At 32.2% G+C, this 18,015-nt stretch carries 16 protein-coding genes and 1 pseudogene; 3 read left to right on the plus strand and 14 right to left on the minus strand.

The features are described from left to right. Positions 1–60: 60 nt before the first annotated feature. Positions 61–426 carry a truncated hemoglobin YjbI gene (locus tag FH144_RS03205; protein ID WP_119526475.1) on the plus strand — a complete coding sequence of 122 codons (366 nt, stop codon included), beginning with the start codon at positions 61–63 and terminating at the stop codon, positions 424–426. Between the two features lie 23 nt (positions 427–449). Continuing rightward, positions 450–1,247 (plus strand): protease adaptor protein YjbH, encoded by a 798-nt coding sequence (yjbH, locus tag FH144_RS03210; RefSeq protein WP_107506959.1) that lies wholly within the window; start codon positions 450–452, stop codon positions 1,245–1,247. Between the two features lie 126 nt (positions 1,248–1,373). Here yjbH and FH144_RS03215 read toward each other — a convergent pair whose 3' ends face one another. The 6 genes from FH144_RS03215 to spxA all read right to left on the minus strand — a co-directional run bounded on the left by FH144_RS03215 (position 1,374) and on the right by spxA (position 7,077). Continuing rightward, positions 1,374–2,039: a hypothetical protein gene (locus FH144_RS03215; RefSeq protein WP_242313622.1), complete on the minus strand. Its 666-nt coding sequence runs from the start codon at positions 2,037–2,039 to the stop codon at positions 1,374–1,376. Positions 2,040–2,054: 15 nt separating this feature from the next. Continuing rightward, positions 2,055–2,435 (minus strand): hypothetical protein, encoded by a 381-nt coding sequence (locus FH144_RS03220; protein WP_242313623.1) that lies wholly within the window; start codon positions 2,433–2,435, stop codon positions 2,055–2,057. A 399-nt stretch (positions 2,436–2,834) separates the two neighbouring features. Beyond that, positions 2,835–4,643 (minus strand): oligoendopeptidase F, encoded by a 1,809-nt coding sequence (pepF, locus tag FH144_RS03225; RefSeq protein WP_242313624.1) that lies wholly within the window; start codon positions 4,641–4,643, stop codon positions 2,835–2,837. Positions 4,644–4,706: 63 nt separating this feature from the next. After that, entirely contained in the window at positions 4,707–5,666 is a 960-nt protein-coding gene (locus FH144_RS03230) for a competence protein CoiA (RefSeq protein ID WP_242313625.1), read from the minus strand. Positions 5,667–5,765: 99 nt separating this feature from the next. Next, a complete protein-coding gene (gene mecA / locus FH144_RS03235; protein ID WP_107508622.1) occupies positions 5,766–6,485 on the minus strand; it encodes an adaptor protein MecA in 720 nt (239 codons plus the stop codon). A 196-nt stretch (positions 6,486–6,681) separates the two neighbouring features. After that, a complete protein-coding gene (gene spxA / locus FH144_RS03240) occupies positions 6,682–7,077 on the minus strand; it encodes a transcriptional regulator SpxA (protein WP_103166349.1) in 396 nt (131 codons plus the stop codon). A 290-nt stretch (positions 7,078–7,367) separates the two neighbouring features. Between spxA and trpS the strand changes: the two genes are divergently transcribed. Further along, complete coding sequence (gene trpS / locus FH144_RS03245; RefSeq protein WP_107508623.1) at positions 7,368–8,357, plus strand: tryptophan--tRNA ligase; 990 nt, start codon at positions 7,368–7,370, stop codon at positions 8,355–8,357. A gap of 163 nt (positions 8,358–8,520) precedes the next feature. Here trpS and opp4C read toward each other — a convergent pair whose 3' ends face one another. The 8 genes and pseudogenes from opp4C to FH144_RS03290 form a co-directional block, all read right to left on the minus strand. Continuing rightward, entirely contained in the window at positions 8,521–9,420 is a 900-nt protein-coding gene (gene opp4C, locus FH144_RS03250; RefSeq protein WP_242313626.1) for an oligopeptide ABC transporter permease, read from the minus strand. A gap of 23 nt (positions 9,421–9,443) precedes the next feature. Continuing rightward, positions 9,444–10,406, minus strand: coding sequence for an oligopeptide ABC transporter permease (opp4B, locus tag FH144_RS03255; protein ID WP_242313627.1), 963 nt, complete (start codon positions 10,404–10,406; stop codon positions 9,444–9,446). Between the two features lie 8 nt (positions 10,407–10,414). Beyond that, positions 10,415–11,380, minus strand: a complete 966-nt coding sequence (locus FH144_RS03260) for an ABC transporter ATP-binding protein (RefSeq protein WP_198611051.1) — start codon at positions 11,378–11,380, stop codon at positions 10,415–10,417. Between the two features lie 16 nt (positions 11,381–11,396). Beyond that, positions 11,397–12,355 (minus strand): annotated as a pseudogene (locus FH144_RS12040) (ABC transporter ATP-binding protein). A 45-nt stretch (positions 12,356–12,400) separates the two neighbouring features. Continuing rightward, a complete protein-coding gene (opp4A, locus tag FH144_RS03275; protein WP_242313628.1) occupies positions 12,401–14,113 on the minus strand; it encodes an oligopeptide ABC transporter substrate-binding protein in 1,713 nt (570 codons plus the stop codon). 192 nt (positions 14,114–14,305) lie between these two features. Beyond that, complete coding sequence (locus FH144_RS03280) at positions 14,306–15,964, minus strand: peptide ABC transporter substrate-binding protein (protein WP_242313629.1); 1,659 nt, start codon at positions 15,962–15,964, stop codon at positions 14,306–14,308. Positions 15,965–15,990: 26 nt separating this feature from the next. Beyond that, positions 15,991–16,932 (minus strand): ABC transporter ATP-binding protein, encoded by a 942-nt coding sequence (locus FH144_RS03285; RefSeq protein WP_242313630.1) that lies wholly within the window; start codon positions 16,930–16,932, stop codon positions 15,991–15,993. Continuing rightward, entirely contained in the window at positions 16,922–18,004 is a 1,083-nt protein-coding gene (locus tag FH144_RS03290) for an ABC transporter ATP-binding protein (RefSeq protein WP_242313631.1), read from the minus strand. Before FH144_RS03290 ends, FH144_RS03285 begins: the two co-directional genes overlap by 11 nt. Positions 18,005–18,015: the final 11 nt, after the last annotated feature.

Consider the following 18,015-nt stretch of genomic DNA (forward strand, 5'->3'; position numbering starts at 1 on the left):
ACTTTTAAATGTAAAAATTCATGTTATATTAGATATATATTAATGGAAATTGGTGATATTATGTCTAAAACGCCATACGAAGTAATAGGTGAAACAGCCCTATATAACATGATTGACCACTTCTATTCACTAGTTGAAAAAGACGACCGCATCAATCATTTATTTCCTGGAGATTTTGCTGAAACGAGTAGAAAGCAGAAACAGTTTCTAACTCAATTTCTTGGGGGACCAAATCTATATACACAAGAACATGGGCATCCAATGTTAAAAAAGAGACATATGGAATTTAAAATAACACCTTACGAACGAGATGCATGGTTAGAAAATATGCATATAGCAATAACTGAAGCGCAATTCCCTGCTGGTGTTGGAGATTATTTATATGAAAGATTGCGTCTAACTGCAAACCATATGGTAAATTCCTAAATATAATTGAAGGTGAGTAAAACATGGCTGAAGAACTGAAAATCGTAGACAATAAAAGTCGTGAAGATGTTAATCTGTCACCTGTAAATAAAATTGAAATTTATTCATTTTTCGATCCCTTTAATACAGATTGTTTTAAATTATCAGCGATTATCTCGAAATTGAGAATTGAATATAATCAATATATTCGCATTAGACATATTCTAAACCCTTCTTTAAAAGTTCTAACAAAATGCCAAGCTCAAAGTACATCAGACTTTGACAATATCGCTTTAGCCTATAAAGCGGCAGAACTACAAGGAAGACTTAGAGCAGAACGCTTTATACATTTAATGCAAAATGAAATTATTCCTAAAAGAGACATAGTCACGGAAAATATGATTTGCGATTGTATTAAAAATGCTGGTTTAGACTATGATGTATTCAAAGATGATCTACAAAAAAATAAATTAACTGAGAGTTTAAAAATAGATTTGCATATTGCACGCGAAATGGAAATTGAACAATCCCCTTCTCTCGTCTTCTTTAGTGAAGATGTTCACGAAGAAGGATTAAAAGTTGAAGGGTTATACCCTTATCACATTTATACTTATATTATTAATGAGCTAATGGGCACACCAATCGAAAAGAATCTTCCACCTAAGTTAGAAAAATATATTCAAAAGAAACAATTGGTAACTATGGAAGAACTTTTAACCATCTATGAATGGCCTGAAAAGTTACTTAATAAAGAACTTAAAAAATTAGCATTACAACAAAAAATCGAAAAACTTCAATATCCAGAAGGAAATTTTTGGCAATCTAAAATGCCTAAAATATGAATTTTAAAGAGCCAACCAATGCGATTGCACTGGTTGGCTTTTTTATATCTAGGTAGCTATGAAGATTACGAGAAGCGATTTTTTCATAATCATCATTTATTAATGTCTTAGTCTCGTATTTACAAATTATGATGATTGAACGACGCCGTTCTTGATTTTTACTTTATCACCTTTTTGAATTTTGTCGTATTCTTTTTTAGGTAAAACAATTACTCGCTTACCTTGCTTCGTCTTAACCGTCACAGTATATAATTCTTCGTTATGTTTCATTTGTTGTTTCAACATATTAAGTTGGTAGTTAACACTACTACGTTTATTATTCTGTCCTTGATTCAAAATAGCATAATAAAACAACCAATTATTATAAAAGCCAGTAGATAAAAATTGTGCTGACGATGATGAACTAGAACTGTACTTTCTTCTTGGGCTCAGTAATGATTGAGTACTACTATTCATTTTACTAGCAGATTGTGCACGTTGTTTTGAAGAAAGTTTAGCCTTCGACATCATTCCATTGGCCTTAGCAGCTTGTTCAGCTGCACGTTGACTAGATTGTCTAGCTGAACGTGACGCATTGGCCGCACTTGAACGACTCATAGAAGAGCTTGATGATGTAGAACTTCTAGCCGCTGACGATGAGCTACTTGATGAGGAACTAGAACTTGAAGAAGACGAGCTACTCGACGATCCTCCACTAGAAGTCGCTGCATCTAATTGATGAACCATCACTCCAAACGATAATAACAAGCTAATTACTAAAGCTCCACTAAACTTTATTATGAATGATTTCATTAGATACTCACCACCCTATTTAGTAACCTTTTCTTTCGATACCGCTTCTCCCTCAACTTCATCCTCACCGTATGTCATATATGGTGGTCTATATATGTGTACTTTTTTTCCATCTTTAACTATGTATGGTTTTTCATTTCCGTCATCTAAAATGTGTTCATATACTTTATCTAAACTTGTACGTTCAACATGCATTTTATCTTTTTTATCTTTATATTTAATTTCGACATTAGGCGTATCAGAATCACCATCATTTAAGACTTCATAATAAACATATTCATATTTATTTGCCGACTTACTTTCTTCTGAAGGTTCTTTTTGTTTTCCAGAATTACCACATGCAACCAAAATTAATGACAGACAAATAATAGTTCCTAATAAAACTAATTTTTTCATCACTATACTCCTTTACATTAAAATAATTTATTGTCGTACTATTTTTATAATAACAAACTTTTATATTAAAAAAATTATTTTCAAGAAAGAATATAGATTTATGGTGAAAGTGACTAAATTAGTTATTAAGGTAGTAACATTCAAAAAAGGTAATCAAATATTTCTAAGTTGGGAAAATTATTAAAAGGAAAATTGAACATAAAAAAACGCCGTGTCTGCTTACACGACGCTAAACAAAGGGGATGGGAGAAATTTTTCACTTCAAACAAAGGGGTATGTTTGTTATGTGATTAATTTCATGCTCATAATATAACACGCTCAAATGGGTGTTTCAATATTAAAGCCCCCTAAATTTTAAATTGTCACAAACTTGACATATTGTAAACGGATACAGTCATATTAAGCTTTCATAAGCTTTTCAAATGCATCTAATTTTTGTTCAAAGACTTCGCAAGCTTGTTCAATTGGTTCAGGTGTAGTCATATCTACACCAGCATTTTTAAGTATTTCAATTGGATAATTTGAACTACCTTTTTTCAAGAATTCATTAATATATCTTTCGACAGCTGGTTTACCTTCAGTTAAGATTTGATGACTTAAACTTTGTGCCGCACTATAACCTGTCGCATATTGGTAAACATAATAATTCATATAGAAATGAGGAATACGTGACCACTCTTTACTAATATTTTCATCAGTTTCCACTACATCGCCAAAGTATTGTTTATTTAATTTCGCATACTCTTCATTCATACGTGTAGCAGTAAGTGGCTCGCCAGATTCTTCAATATGGTGGATTGTATGTTCAAATTCAGCGAACATAGTTTGACGGAATAATGTTGCTCTAAAGCGTTCTAATTCTTGGTTTAATAATAATAAGCGACGTTCGTCATCTAAATGTTTATCCATATAATCACTTAATAAAGCTTCATTACATGTTGATGCAACTTCTGCTACAAAGATTGAATAATCACTTGAATTTGACGGTTGGTGTTTACGGCTAAAGTAACTATGCGCTGAATGACCAAACTCATGTACTAACGTATATAAATCAGATACTGTATCTGACCAGTTTAATAAAATGAATGGGTTAGTTAAATGGGCACCTGATGAATAAGCACCTGAACGTTTGCCTTTATTTTCATAAACATCGACCCAACGATTGTTCAAGCCTACTTTAATAACCTCTAGATATTCTTCACCCATTGGCTCTAACGCTTTTAACATCCAATCTTTAGCCTCTTCATATGGCATTTCAAATTTAACGTCTTTAACTAGTGGCGTATAAAGATCATACATTTTTAAATCTTGGATACCTAAAAGTTCTTTACGTAGTTCTGTATATCTGTGTAATAATGGTAAATATTTATGAACTGTTTTAACAAGATTATCGTAAACTGCTTCTGGAATATGATTATTACTTAATGCACGTTCACGCGCTGTTTTATAATTATGTGTTCTCGCATTAAAGACATTCTTTTTAACTTCACCTGCTAAAGTTGCACCTAAAGTATTATTGTATGCCCCATAGCCTTTATATACGTTGTTATAAGCAGATTGACGTAACTCGCGATCATCAGATTCAAGATATTTAATAAATGTGCCTTGTGTTAATGGATGTTTTTCACCATCTTTATCAATGGCATCATCAAATTCTAAGTCTGCATTACTAAACATACCGTATACATTTTCTGGTGTAGTTAAGGCTCCTTGAGCTTCAGTTAATAATTTTTCTTGTTCGGAATTTAGAATGTGAGGACGTTTTTCATTGATTAGTTTTAAATCAAATTCGTAACGTTTTAAGTCATCATTTTCTTTAATGAATGATTGTAATTTGTCTTCATCAATTTGTAAGATTTCTGGTACTAAGAAACTCCATGCTGAACTAATTTTAATGATGAGTTGATGAGCACGAGATTCAAAGCCTGTATATTTATCATTTGATGTATCTTGGTCTTGTTTTAAATGAGCGTATACATACACTTGTTCTAATTTAGTACCAATTTCATCTTCTAACGCTAAAGCTTTATATAGCGTTTCAGAACTATCCCCTAGATGACCTTTGAATTTTTCTTCTTCGCCGATATAATTTTCAACTTCTTTTAAGGCTGTTTCAAAAGCCTCATCGCTTTCGAAGATAGTTGTTAAATCCCATGTGTTATTTGGATATTTACGTTCCTGTTCTTCTCTTGTTAATTGTTGTGTCATTTGTAAACCTCCTATGTTACCTAATGCTATAATTTTCTCATTAATCACTCTATATTGCACGTTTTAACTATTATATATTTTATTTATAAATTTATTGATTAGTCGGATTGTAATTTCTTCTTGAGAGAGATAATCTATGTAAAATTTGCGAAGTCTTATTAGATTTTTAAATTGATATTGGAGATCAGCCTTTTGTTGGATTAGTAAAGCGAGTTGCAATTGCCATTGCATTGGATGTGTCTCGATATATAGCTGTTCCGGGAAGATATAACCAAAGTTAGCACACGTCTCTTCATCAGATAAACGTAATTGATACATCGCACTTAAAGTAGGTTCTAATACAGAATCTTTACGTCTGCATTGATGAATATAGTGCGATACTTGTCGATTAGTTAGTTTATAAATATGAGGGTAAACGGAGGCTTTATTATCGAATAGATGATTAATATCGCATATAGTTCTTTTTGCATAGAACCGCTTCCCTCCTATATGTTGAATTTCATAATATTTGATTATGGATTGCTTTTGGTCACTCCATGTATAGAGGATCCGTGTCATAGGATTGATAAAGTATGCTTGGAAGGTATTTAGAAATAATGTGCCTTTAATATAGCGACAATCTTCAATAATCCATATAACTGACATATGCAATTGCTTAAAACCTTCAGACCGTGCTTTAATTTCTCTATAATTTATTCTTGAAAATTGAACTTCAATCACATGTTTAGAATTTACTAATACATCAGGATATTGCTTTATTTCCGGACAAAAAGGTTCAATTTCTACTTTATAGCCAGATTGTTTAAGATGGTTAGCAATACAGTATTTAACATAATAATGTTGATCTGTTTCACCTTTTGCACATAGACGATGGATATTATATTTATGCGCAAAATGAGGTACTACTTTCACACCTTTTCTCAAAATAACTTCAGTCTTGCAATAAGGACAAATATAATTCTCATTTTTTAATGCACGATGAGCTTCAATGCGCTCTCCAGATTGATTAATTGCTGCAAGCATATCCTCACCTCATATATATAAACGTGAGCACTGAGGATTTTACTTTTAAAATATAAAAAACCAAAGTAGCATACAACTACTTTGGTAGAGAGTCTATTATTATTCAATTGAATCTGAGAAATAACGACGTACTTGAGAAGTAACATTATGACTCATGATAATCTTCGCATAATCATTAAGATATACTTCAGTTTTATCAGTAGGATAAGCAAATTCAAGCATTTGACTATAGCTATCATTTATCGCTTCTTGACTAACTGAATCATCAAAATGTACTGCATAGTAATAATTAGAATCGTTCATATATAATAAGTCTTCAAATTCATCTGTAACTTGATTATTGTGATAAGCATAATTAATAACTTGTTCTAAATCATCAAATTTAACAATGACATTTCTTAAACTTGCACGTTGTTTAGGTTGTTGTTGTTCAGATTTTTGTTGTTGCTTTTGTTGAGCGCGTTGCTCGAATAAGTCTTCAATGCTTTCGTCATTTTCAAGTGTGTTAGCTAATAATTCATTTACTTGTTCTTCAAATTGTTCATTAGCATCTTCATCTGACATATTCATTGCTTCTTCATTTTTAGATTTAGAAATTGTGACTTCCACGCCTTTTTCGAAAGCGTGTACTTGTATCCATAGAGGCCCTTCAACAACGAAATCTTCTTCTTCGTTAATTTCATCCATCATGGACCAGAAGAATTCTTCTCCTCGTTTACGGTTAGTCCATAAATCTTCACGGCTAAATCCTCTAGCTTCAATATCACTATAAGTTATAAATAATTTGACAGTAGTATCATCAACGCGTTCTATTCTCATATCATCTCACTCCTTACAGTCGATGAATAGTAATCATATTGTATTAGAACGTAGAGTAAATTACAATTTATTTGTTTGATTAAATTTAACTATTTCATATTCGTCTCTAATACTAACATATTCCCTTTTTTAGTTACAAAAAACAGCACTATCACTAGTGCTGTTTCATATTATTATCGTTAATTAAATTTTAAAATTAGTCAACTAAACGTTGAGCTTCTTGTAATTGGAATGTACGAACTTTTCTTGGTAAGAAACGTCTAATTTCATCTTCGTTATAACCAACTTGTAAACGTTTTTCATCTAAGATAATTGGACGACGTAATAAGCCTGGGTTATCTTGAATGATAGAATATAAATCTTGTAATGGTAAAGAATCGATATCTACGTTTAATTTTTGGTATGTTTTAGAACGAGTTGAAATAATTTCGTCTGTTCCGTCTTCAGTCATTTTTAAAATTTGTTTAATTTCATCAATTGTTAAATGTTCAGAAAAAATGTTACGCTCCGTATATGGAATGTCATGTTCTTGTAACCATGCTTTCGCTTTACGGCAAGATGTGCAACTTGGTGAAGTAAATAATGTTACCATACATCTCACTCTCCTATTGAAAGAATATTGTTCATTATTTATAAGTTTATTGATTAAGAAATGATAATTTATTCAGTCCTCTTAACCTTACAATGAAAGTATACTTGTTAAACATTAAAATTAAATGAGAAAATCCTAATTTTTCTGAGAAATTTAAAAATTTCTAATTTCCTCTATGTTACTCTCTCAAATCTTAACGTATACTTATATACTAACATAACTTACAATTTAAAGAAATACTGTTATAATCAAGTTAATATGAATTAAATTATAGAAAGTAGGCATCTAATATGGAGACATTATTTTCAGGAATTCAACCAAGTGGCATACCTACAATTGGTAACTATATTGGTGCGTTGAAACAATTTGCAGAAGTACAAAACGATTATGACTGTTTTTTCTGTATAGTTGATCAACATGCAATTACAGTGCCACAAGATAAAATCAAATTACGTAAGCAGATACGTCAACTTGCAGCTATTTATTTAGCTTCTGGTATTGACCCAGAAAAATCAACATTATTTATTCAATCTGAAGTCCCTGCTCACGTTCAAGCTGGTTGGATGCTCACAACGATTTCAAGTGTTGGTGAACTTGAACGTATGACTCAATATAAAGATAAAGCACAAAAACGTACGGACGGTATTCCAGCAGGATTATTAACATATCCCCCACTAATGGCCGCAGATATTGTCATTTATAATACAAATATCGTGCCAGTTGGTGAGGATCAAAAACAACATATAGAACTTACGCGCAACTTAGTTGAACGATTTAATAGTCGTTACAATGATATTTTAGTTAAACCAGAAATTCGCATGCCAAAAGTAGGTGGTCGTGTAATGAGCTTACAAGACCCTACTAAAAAAATGAGTAAAAGTGATGATAACCAAAAAAACTTTATTTCATTATTAGATGAACCTAATGTAGCAGCTAAAAAAATAAAAAGTGCCGTTACAGATTCTGATGGCATCATCAAATTTGACCGCGATAATAAACCAGGAATTTCAAATTTATTAACTATTTACTCAAGTTTAACTAATGAATCTATCAAAGACTTAGAGTCAAAATATGCCAATGAAGGCTACGGTAAATTTAAAACTGATTTATCCGAAATCGTTAAAGAATTCTTAATAAACTTCCAAGAGAAATATAACGAATTCTATAATTCAGATAAATTAGATGATATTTTAGACCATGGTCGTGACAAAGCTCAAAAAGCTTCGTTCAAAGTATTGAAAAAAATGGAACGTGCAATGGGCTTAGGTCGCAAACGATAATCTAAAAACAGAGCGATGACAGAAATCTGACTTAACACACAGATTTCTGTTGTCGCTCTTTTCATGTTTGTTGATGCTTGACGGCACCTACTGAAAAATCTACTTTAAGACATCGTTTACCGGTTCCCCCAAAGTGTTATATTTTAATGTCCAAATCTCTCTATTATTTTCTTCCTTTAGGATTAAAAGCATCTTTTAGCCCTTCACCCACAAAATTGATACTTAAAATAGTGAACGTAATCATTAATGCAGGTGGCATCCAAATCCAAGGTTTTGAACTAATGATATCTCCTTCTTGTGCATCACTTAACATATTCCCCCAAGAAGGAATCGATTTACTTATCCCAAAACCTAAAAAGCTTAATCCTGATTCAACAACAATCATACCCGCAAAAGTTAACGTTGCTTGAACGATAACGACGCTAAGAATATTAGGTAATAAATGTTTAAGGATGATTTTATACGTTGGAGTGCTGATTGATTTTGCCGCCAAGAAGTATTCATTTTCTTTTTCCTGTAAAACTTTACCTCTTACCAATCTTGCTACGCCGCCCCAACTTAAAATAATAATCACGAAGATTAAGATAATAGCTGAGCCATATGGGTTTTTAATTTTATCACCTAGTGCCGCATTAAGTACGATAGCAAAGATAAGGAATGGGAAGAGCATTACAAATTCAGTAACCCTCATTAATATCGTATCAACCATTACTCCAAAATAACCTGAAATTACCCCTATAGTTACACCGATAATAATCATACCAACTGTTGACGTAAAGCCTATAGCTAATGAGACCCTACCAGCGAATAATAATCTACTAAAATTATCTCTACCACCAGAATCTGTACCAAGTAGATTATGAGCGCTGATATCTCCTTTTATATTCAATAAATCTTGTTGATTTATAGGAAGAGGCGCAATTAAAGGTGCTATAACTGAGATAATAATAACTATAATTAAAAATAGTAATGATGCCATTGCAATTTTATTTTTAAAGAACTTTTTAAAAGCTGTTCTTGTTGGAGAATATAGCTTTTGTTTATTTACTTTATGTTCATTCATGATGTTCAACCTCATTTACCTTATTAATTACTACGGATTCTAGGGTCAACAAAATTATAAGTTATATCTGATATTAGATTGCCAAATAGCCCTAAGAATGAAAAGAATAATGTAAGTGCCATCATTAATGGATAATCTTGTCCAGTCACCGATTCTAAAAATAGCTTACCTATTCCATTGTAAGAAAAAATGGTTTCTGTAATAACAGCGCCCCCTAAAATACTAACGATATCTGTCCCTAAAAAAGTTACTATAGGTATTAATGAGTTACGAAGGATATGTTTGTTATATATTGTATTAAGTGATAACCCTTTAGCTTTAGCTGTTAAGACATAATCTTTACTAGAATTATCAATAATATCGTTTCTTAAATATTGTATATATCCTGCAGTAGATAATAACCCTAATGTAAATGCTGGTAATAATGTATGATGCAACTTACTTACATAATAAGCCAATGTCCCTTCATCCAAACTGATGTCTACAGAACCTTGGAATGGGAATATTGGAAACTGAAAAGCAAATATATAAATTGCGAATACACCAGCTATAAATGACGGAACTGCTAACATAATATAGTTAAAAATTTGGATCGTATAATCTCCAAGTGTATACGGGTATCTTCCTGATAGAATTCCTAAAATAAAAGCAATAATATATGTAATAACTAGCGAAACAGCCCCTAATAATATAGTATTCGGTAAGCGTTCACTAATTAATTCACCTACTGGTCTTTTATATTTAATAGATTCTCCTAAATTTCCATGCGCAACATTATCTATCCAACGTATATATTGTTTAGGTATTGAATCATTTAACCCCAGTTTTTCTTTTTGAGCTTCAATAGCTTCCTGTTTTACACGTGGATCATACTTTCCCGTGAATGGATCTCCCGGTTGGATGATGGCTAAAGAAAACACAACTATTGATATCAAAAAAAGCAACGGTATCATTAACAAAAATCTTTTTATAATTAATTTAATCATTTTAATCTTCACTCTTCCTTGCTATAAAAACATGCTACTTTATGATTGGGTTTCACTTCTCTTAATTGTGGTTGCTCTTGACTGCATCTATCCTGTGCAATAGGACATCTCGTATGGAATGGACAACCTTTTGGCGGATTGCTAGGTGAAGGTAATTCTCCCTCTAAAATAATTCTTTCTGATTTAGTTTTATTAAGCTGTGGCACAGATGAAATAAGTGCTTTTGTGTACGGATGAAGTGGTTGTTGATATAACTCATTGCTATCTGCTATTTCAACCATGTGTCCTAAATACATAACACCAATAACATCACTAATGTGCTTTACTACGCTTAAATCATGCGCTATAAACAAATAACTTAAATCAAATTCTTTTTGAAGATTTTTTAATAAATTTAAAACTTGCGATTGCACCGACACATCTAGTGCACTAACTGGCTCATCTGCAACAATTAATTTAGGTCTAACTGCTAACGCACGAGCAATGCCAATACGTTGTCTCTGACCACCTGAGAACTGGTGTGCATATTTGTAATAAGCATCCTCACTCAAGCCCACACACTTTAGCAAATATAAAACTTCTTCTTTTAATGTCTGTTTATCGATTTTTTTGAAATTGCGTATAGGCTCTCCAATTATATCTCCAACCATTTGCATAGGATTCAACGAACCATAAGGATCTTGAAATATCATTTGAAAGTCTTTGCGTGCTTCTCTCAACTTTTTACCTTTTAAATTAGTAGTATTGACCCCATCAATTTTAATTTCTCCAGAAGTGACTTTCTCTAAATGCACAATAGATCGTCCGAGCGTTGATTTACCGCATCCTGATTCCCCAACTAAACCAAATGTTTGTCCTTTTTTAATTGAAAATGAAACATCATCGACGGCTTTTACATATTGTGTTTCTTTAAATAATTTCTTCTTAATAAAATAGTATGTTTTTAAATGTTGTAGTTCTAAGATGTTATCCATATCGTCTACCTCTCTGTTAATTAAACAAATGACAACGTATTTGACTCTTTCCTTTGTTTAAAAGTCTCGGCTCACATTGTTCACATATTGCTATCTTTTCAGTACATCTATTAGCAAATCTGCAACTATTTTCATTAAATTCAGTTATATTAGGCACCATTCCTTCTATAACTTCTAAATATTCAACATCTTCGTCTAATTTTGGAATAGTACTTAACAATTTTTTCATATAAGGATGTTGAGGGTGATTTAAAATTTGATCGATATCACCATATTCTACGATTTGTCCTGCATACATCACCATGACCTTGTCACAAAACTCTGACACTACGCTTAAATCGTGAGTAACTAATATAATTGCCATCTCATTTTCTTGTTGCAATTTTTTTAATAAATCTAAAATCTGAGCTTGTATCGTTACATCTATAGCGGTAGTAGGTTCATCAGCAATTAATAATTTAAGATTACATGAAATGGCCATAGCAATCATGACTCTTTGTCGCATACCCCCAGAGGATAGCTATTTAATATTTCATTCACCCTAGATATTCCTACATATTCAAGAAGTTTTGTTGCTAATTGTTTAGCCTCTGTCTTACTTTTATTCAAATGCAACATTATTGGTTCTATTAATTGATTTTGTATTTTAAATACAGGGTTTAATGCCGTCATTGGTTCTTGGAAAATCATACCTATATCTTTACCACGTATTTTTTGATACTCTTTTTCTTTCATATCTATAATATGCTTCCCATCAAACAGAATATCGCCGTTTGTAACTTTAGCGATTTTATCTGGTAATAGCTTGATCACCGATTTATTTAATATCGACTTACCGCACCCTGATTCTCCAACAATCCCTAATATTTCATTTGATTTAAGCTTTAAAGATATTTGATTTATTGTAGGAAACCATGAATCACCAATTTTAATAGATGTTTCTAAATCTTTAATTTCTAATAAATACTTATCCATAATCTACTCCAATCAATAAACCTCGACCTTAGTCGAGGTTGTTTTTTATTCTTTGGTTAATTTGTATAAGTCTAAATCTGCTCCCATTTGAATGTCGTAATTTCTAACTTTATCATTTACAATTGAGATTGAATCTAATTGAACAATAGGGAATGCTGGAAGTGTTTCGTTGACGTGTTTTTGCCATTTTACATAAATATCTTTACGTTTTTTATCATTAGTTCCAACTTTGTTGAAATCTAAGGCGTCATCTAAACATTTATCAGATGTTTTATCAACAGTTCTCATTTCATTTTGTGGTCTATCAGAGTGATATAAATCTGAAGGGTCAGGGTCAGTTCCGCCACCCCAAGTTCTAAAGTATACTTCCATATTTTTAGATGCTTTGGCTAAATCGTCATTATATTTACCAAATTCAACTATTTTCATATTTGTTTTTAAGCCAACTTTTTCCCAGAAATCTTTAATCGCTGCTGTTCTAGGTTCAAATGTTGGGTTTGATCCTGAATATTGTTTTAAATTAATTTCAAAAGGTTTACCATTTAGATCTTCTCTAAAACCATCGCCATTTCTGTCTTTATAACCAAGTTCATCTAACAATTTTTTCGCCTTTTCTGGGCTATATTCATAACTATTTAAATCTTTTTGATCTGCTACAATCCAATGTATTGATGGAACTAAAGAATTTAATTCTTTACCATAACCTTGATAGAAAGCTTTAATCCATTTCTTTCTATCGATTGCATATAACATCGCTTGTCTTAATTTTTTCTCTTTATATTTAGGACGTTCTGCACCAGTTTTGTTTTTATCTTTATCATAGTCATGAGATACGAAACCTAAAATAGAGTAGTCAAGACCAGGAGCTGATAAAACTTTAAGCTTACCGTCACCTGATTTTTTAGCTTCTTGATCAATCGTACCTGTAGCTTGATCGGCCATGTCGATTTCGCCATTTTTCATTGCTTTTACGATTTGAGTTTGATCAATTACTTTTAAATTAATTTTGTCTAAAGCTGGTTCGCCTTGCCAGTAGTCTTTAAATTTCTCTAATTGAATTGCTTCGCCTTGTGCGACTTTAGTTACTTTATAAGGTCCTATACCAATTGGATGTTTTCTAATTTTGTCTGATTTCGCTAAGTCTTTAATTGGAACATCACTCAAATATTTTTTACTAAGTAATGGACCTGCGAAAAATCCTTCTAAGTAGTTTACTTTTTTCTCTTTAAAAGTTACATCCATAGTATAATTATCGATTTTTTTAAGACCACTAATTGTGTCAGCTTGTCCCGCATGTTTTTCCGGAGCCCCTTCAATATTTTCTACGGATGGATAATAACTACCCTCATAATCTTTATCAGCTAATACATTTAAAGAATAAGTCCAGTCATCAACTGTTAACTCATTACCGTCTTGCCACTTAATCCCTTTTTTAATTGTGAAACGTACCTTTTTAGCAGGGTCAATATCTTTCCAAGAAGCAATGTAAGGCTTAAGTTTCATATTTTTATCAATTTTTATTAATGCTTCATTGAAATAACCTTCTACATTTGAGTCAGGGCCTTCTGTACTTAAAAGCGTTGAAAATGTTCCAGAAGGTGGAGCACTTAAGGCAATATTCATTTCTCCGCCTTTATGATTCGATGTTTCAGTTTTCGATGTAGCTTTGTCTTGTGAATCTCCATCTTTCTTACCACATGCACTTAATACTAATGTTGCTACTAACACCAGTATTAAATACTTCATTAAAATCTTCATTCCTATCAATCCTCCAGTTGATTCTATGGTGTTTTTTATTTTACTTCTAAAAGAAAAAATAACAAGTTATATTTTAGAATTTTCTGATAATTATACTTTTAAAATTTTCAAATTAGTTAACCTCTATATTCTTGTAAAAAATACTTAAAAAACAGCCTCGATATAAATCAAGACTGTTTCATAGAAATCTAATTATTTATCTTTCTTTTTCTCACCAGTTTCACGATCGATTGATTTATCGATATACACATGTTTTAACGTAGTATCAGGTCCTACTTTATGGTATTGTAGACCTTTTACTTGAGGGTTAGTTAAATGTGCTTCCCCTTTTTGATAAATTGGGGCTACTGGTGCATCATGAAGTAATATACTCTCAGCTTGTTTTAAAGCTTCATTTCTTTTTTCTGGTTCGCGTAATAAAGAACCATTTGTTTCTTTAATGATTTCATTATATTCTTTATTATCCCAATCTGTATTATTTTGAGCATTATCTTTAGTCATCGTTTCTAAAAATGCAGTTGGATCAGGATAATCAGGGCTCCATCCTGAATATGAAGCTTCAAAATCGCCTGCTAATTCTAATGTTGTTTTTTGTTTAAATGGCATTTGTTTTATTTTTAACGTTACCCCTGGTAAATTAGTTTCAATTTGTGATTTGATATATTCAGCAGCAACTTTAGCAATAGGTGTGTCTTGAGTATTCATTGTAAATGTTACTTCTTTTTTACCTAGTTCTTTTTGAGCTAACTCCCAGTTTTCTTTAGCCTCTTTAGGGTTATAAACTAATGGAGATTTAACTGTACTTGCAAAATCTTTACCATCCGGAGTCTTAGATGTACCAACACCAGTGAAGTTATTTGAAGCTAATGAACCATCATTAAGTACTGATTTAACATATCCCTTTTTATTGATAGCTTGAGCAACGGCTAATCTAAGATGTTTATTTTTAAATTCTGGGACTGTTTTTTCATTCATTTTAATAAAGAAAGTTGCAGCAGTTAATCTATAATTTAATTCTTTATTTCCTTTATATTTATCTACCTGTTCTGATGTAATAATTGTATCATCTACTGAACCCGTATCGTATAATGATGCCCCTGCTTGGTTATCTTTTAATACTTTATAATTCACTTTATCTAATTTTACATTTTCTTTATCCCAGTACTGGTTGTTTTTAGCTAATTGAATTTTATCTTCAACTTGCCAATTCGTTACTTTAAACGGCCCATTGTATACTGCTCTATCAGCATTAGTTCCATATCTTTCGCCATACTTTTTAGCAACTTTAGCATCTTGAGGATCGAATGTATTTAAAGCAAGTAACTCATTAATATATGGGACAGGTCTTTCTAAATCAATTTGTAATTTATACTTATTTAAAGCTTTAATACCCAATTGGTTTACCGGTTTTTTACCTGTATTAACTAAATCCGCATTTTTAATATCACTCATTATGTATGCAAATTCAGATGCAGTTTTCGGGTCTACTACTTTTCTCCATGCGAATACAAAGTCTTCTGCAGTTACCGGGTCTCCATTTGACCATTTAGCGTCTTTTCTTAAATCTACTGTTAAAGTTTTACCGCCATTGCTTTTTTTAGGCATATCTTTAGCTACACCTAAGACAACTTTATCGTCTTTATCGATAGAATATAAACCTTCAAACGCTTGGCCTGCTATATCACCAGAAACTGCATCAGTGATTAATGCTGTGTCTAAAGTAGTCATATCTTGTGTAATTACTTTTCTAAATACTTGACCTTCATCTGAATACAAACTTTTTTTATTACTACACGCAGAAAGTACTAAAATCATAGTTAATAATAACGCGATATACTTATAATATCTCATAATCTCCTCATCCTCCTTCCCCAGTTTTAAACGCTTGGCGTTTGAAGTTCTTCTTTTAATTGTGCCGCTTCTTCATCAGTTACAAACACATAATGTTGTGGTCTGATTTCTTGAAGTCTACGCTCTGAATTCTTAGACTCATCTTCTTTATAAACGACACGTTTACGCGTTCTTTCACTATCCGGGTCAGGTTGTGGAATAGCTGATAATAGTGATTTCGTATAATCATGTAATGGATGATAGTAAATCTCGTCTGCCGAACCAAGTTCAACAATTTTACCAAAATGCATGACTGCAATACGGTCTGAAATATATTTCACCATTGATAAATCATGCGCAATAAATAAGAAAGTAATGCCTCTTTCTTTTTGAAGTTTCAACATTAAGTTTACAACTTGTGCTTGGATAGAAACGTCCAACGCTGAGATTGGTTCATCTGCAATAATAAACTCTGGTTCTACTGCTAACGCTCGTGCAATGCCTATTCGTTGTCGTTGACCTCCAGAGAATTCATGCGGGTAACGATTGGCGTGTTCTTTACTTAATCCTACTGTTTCAAGTAAGTCATAGACACGTCGTTTACGATCTTTCTTATCGCTAGCTAATTTATGAATATCGATGCCCTCTGCGACAATATCCATTACCTTTAATCTAGGATTAAGAGATGCATATGGGTCTTGGAAAATCATTTGGATTTTTTTATTAAATTTCAATAAATCTTTACGTTTAGATATCTTTTGAATATCTTGACCTTCGTATAAAATCTCTCCACTCGTAATATCATTTAGCTTGATAATAGCTTTACCAGTAGTTGATTTGCCACACCCAGATTCTCCTACTAATCCTAACGTTTCTCCTTTATATATATTAAAAGAGATACCTTCAATGGCTCTTACTTCGTTACGTTTACCTTCATTAAAATATTGTTTTAAGTTTTTTATCTCTAATAATACTGAATTATCCTTCATTGAACGACACCCTTTCTACTTGATGTGGCTTGTCGTAATTATTAGGCATTGGTCGTTGTCTCTTTTTAACCATTTCTGGTGGGTTTACTTGAGGTGCACGTTCATCTAATAGCCAAGATTTCACGAAATGTGTTGGTGACACTTTGAACCATGGAGGCGCTTGTTTAAAATCAATATCTAAAGCGTACTGACTTCTTCTTGCAAATGCATCGCCTTTAGGTGGGTGTAATAAATCTGGTGGTGTACCTGGAATTGCAAGTAATTCTGTATCGTTACTAGTTGTTAAATCTGGCATAGATGATAGTAAACCCCATGTATAAGGGTGTCTCGGATCGTAGAAAATTTCATCTACATCGCCTGTTTCTACCATTTGTCCTCCATACATTACCGCTACTCTATCAGCGATATTAGCGACTACGCCTAAATCATGTGTGATAAAAATAATTGATGTATCAATTTTTTGTTGTAATTCTTTCATTAAATCTAATATTTGAGCTTGCATCGTTACATCCAACGCTGTAGTTGGTTCGTCTGCGATTAATACTTTAGGTTCACACGCTAATGCTGTTGCAATAACAATTCTTTGTCTTTGTCCACCTGAGAATTGATGTGGATAAGCTTTAAATCGTTTTTCAGCATTCGGTAACCCTACTAAATTCAAGATTTCTAAAGCTCGTTTTTTAGCTTCAGATTTACTATAATTACGATGTTTCATCAATGGCTCCATAACTTGCTTCCCTATTTGCATCGTTGGGTTAAGTGAAGTCATAGGGTCTTGGAAAATCATTGAAATATCTTTACCACGTAATTTGATTAGTTCATTTTCAGATTTAACAGCCAAGTCTTCACCAAGAAAGTTAATCGTGCCTTGTTTAATTCTTCCTTCATCCCCTTGGAATAGCTTTGTTATCGCTTTTGTAGTTACAGATTTACCTGAACCTGATTCACCTACAATTGCTAACGTTTCTCCCTTATTCAAATAAAAATCGACGCCTCTAACTGCTTGCACTTCCCCAGCCGTAATATCAAAGGAAACATGCAAGTCATTAACTTCTAAAATTCTTTCTGACATAACGTTTGCCT

The sequence above is a fragment of the Staphylococcus sp. acrmy genome, from assembly GCF_022690565.1.
GTDB classification, from domain to species: Bacteria; Bacillota; Bacilli; order Staphylococcales; family Staphylococcaceae; genus Staphylococcus; species Staphylococcus caledonicus.

What these genes read in the sequence shown, in the direction of transcription:
- opp4A (WP_242313628.1), bottom strand. Translation starts at nt 14,113, where the DNA reads ATGAAGATTTTAATGAAGTATTTAATACTGGTGTTAGTAGCAACATTA.
- FH144_RS03285 (WP_242313630.1), bottom strand. Translation starts at nt 16,932, where the DNA reads ATGAAGGATAATTCAGTATTATTAGAGATAAAAAACTTAAAACAATAT.
- yjbH (WP_107506959.1), top strand. Translation starts at nt 450, where the DNA reads ATGGCTGAAGAACTGAAAATCGTAGACAATAAAAGTCGTGAAGATGTT.
- pepF (WP_242313624.1), bottom strand. Translation starts at nt 4,643, where the DNA reads ATGACACAACAATTAACAAGAGAAGAACAGGAACGTAAATATCCAAAT.
- spxA (WP_103166349.1), bottom strand. Translation starts at nt 7,077, where the DNA reads ATGGTAACATTATTTACTTCACCAAGTTGCACATCTTGCCGTAAAGCG.
- FH144_RS03205 (WP_119526475.1), top strand. Translation starts at nt 61, where the DNA reads ATGTCTAAAACGCCATACGAAGTAATAGGTGAAACAGCCCTATATAAC.
- opp4C (WP_242313626.1), bottom strand. Translation starts at nt 9,420, where the DNA reads ATGAATGAACATAAAGTAAATAAACAAAAGCTATATTCTCCAACAAGA.
- FH144_RS03215 (WP_242313622.1), bottom strand. Translation starts at nt 2,039, where the DNA reads ATGAAATCATTCATAATAAAGTTTAGTGGAGCTTTAGTAATTAGCTTG.
- trpS (WP_107508623.1), top strand. Translation starts at nt 7,368, where the DNA reads ATGGAGACATTATTTTCAGGAATTCAACCAAGTGGCATACCTACAATT.
- mecA (WP_107508622.1), bottom strand. Translation starts at nt 6,485, where the DNA reads ATGAGAATAGAACGCGTTGATGATACTACTGTCAAATTATTTATAACT.
- FH144_RS03280 (WP_242313629.1), bottom strand. Translation starts at nt 15,964, where the DNA reads ATGAGATATTATAAGTATATCGCGTTATTATTAACTATGATTTTAGTA.
- FH144_RS03260 (WP_198611051.1), bottom strand. Translation starts at nt 11,380, where the DNA reads ATGGATAACATCTTAGAACTACAACATTTAAAAACATACTATTTTATT.
- FH144_RS03290 (WP_242313631.1), bottom strand. Translation starts at nt 18,004, where the DNA reads ATGTCAGAAAGAATTTTAGAAGTTAATGACTTGCATGTTTCCTTTGAT.
- FH144_RS03220 (WP_242313623.1), bottom strand. Translation starts at nt 2,435, where the DNA reads ATGAAAAAATTAGTTTTATTAGGAACTATTATTTGTCTGTCATTAATT.
- FH144_RS03230 (WP_242313625.1), bottom strand. Translation starts at nt 5,666, where the DNA reads ATGCTTGCAGCAATTAATCAATCTGGAGAGCGCATTGAAGCTCATCGT.
- opp4B (WP_242313627.1), bottom strand. Translation starts at nt 10,406, where the DNA reads ATGATTAAATTAATTATAAAAAGATTTTTGTTAATGATACCGTTGCTT.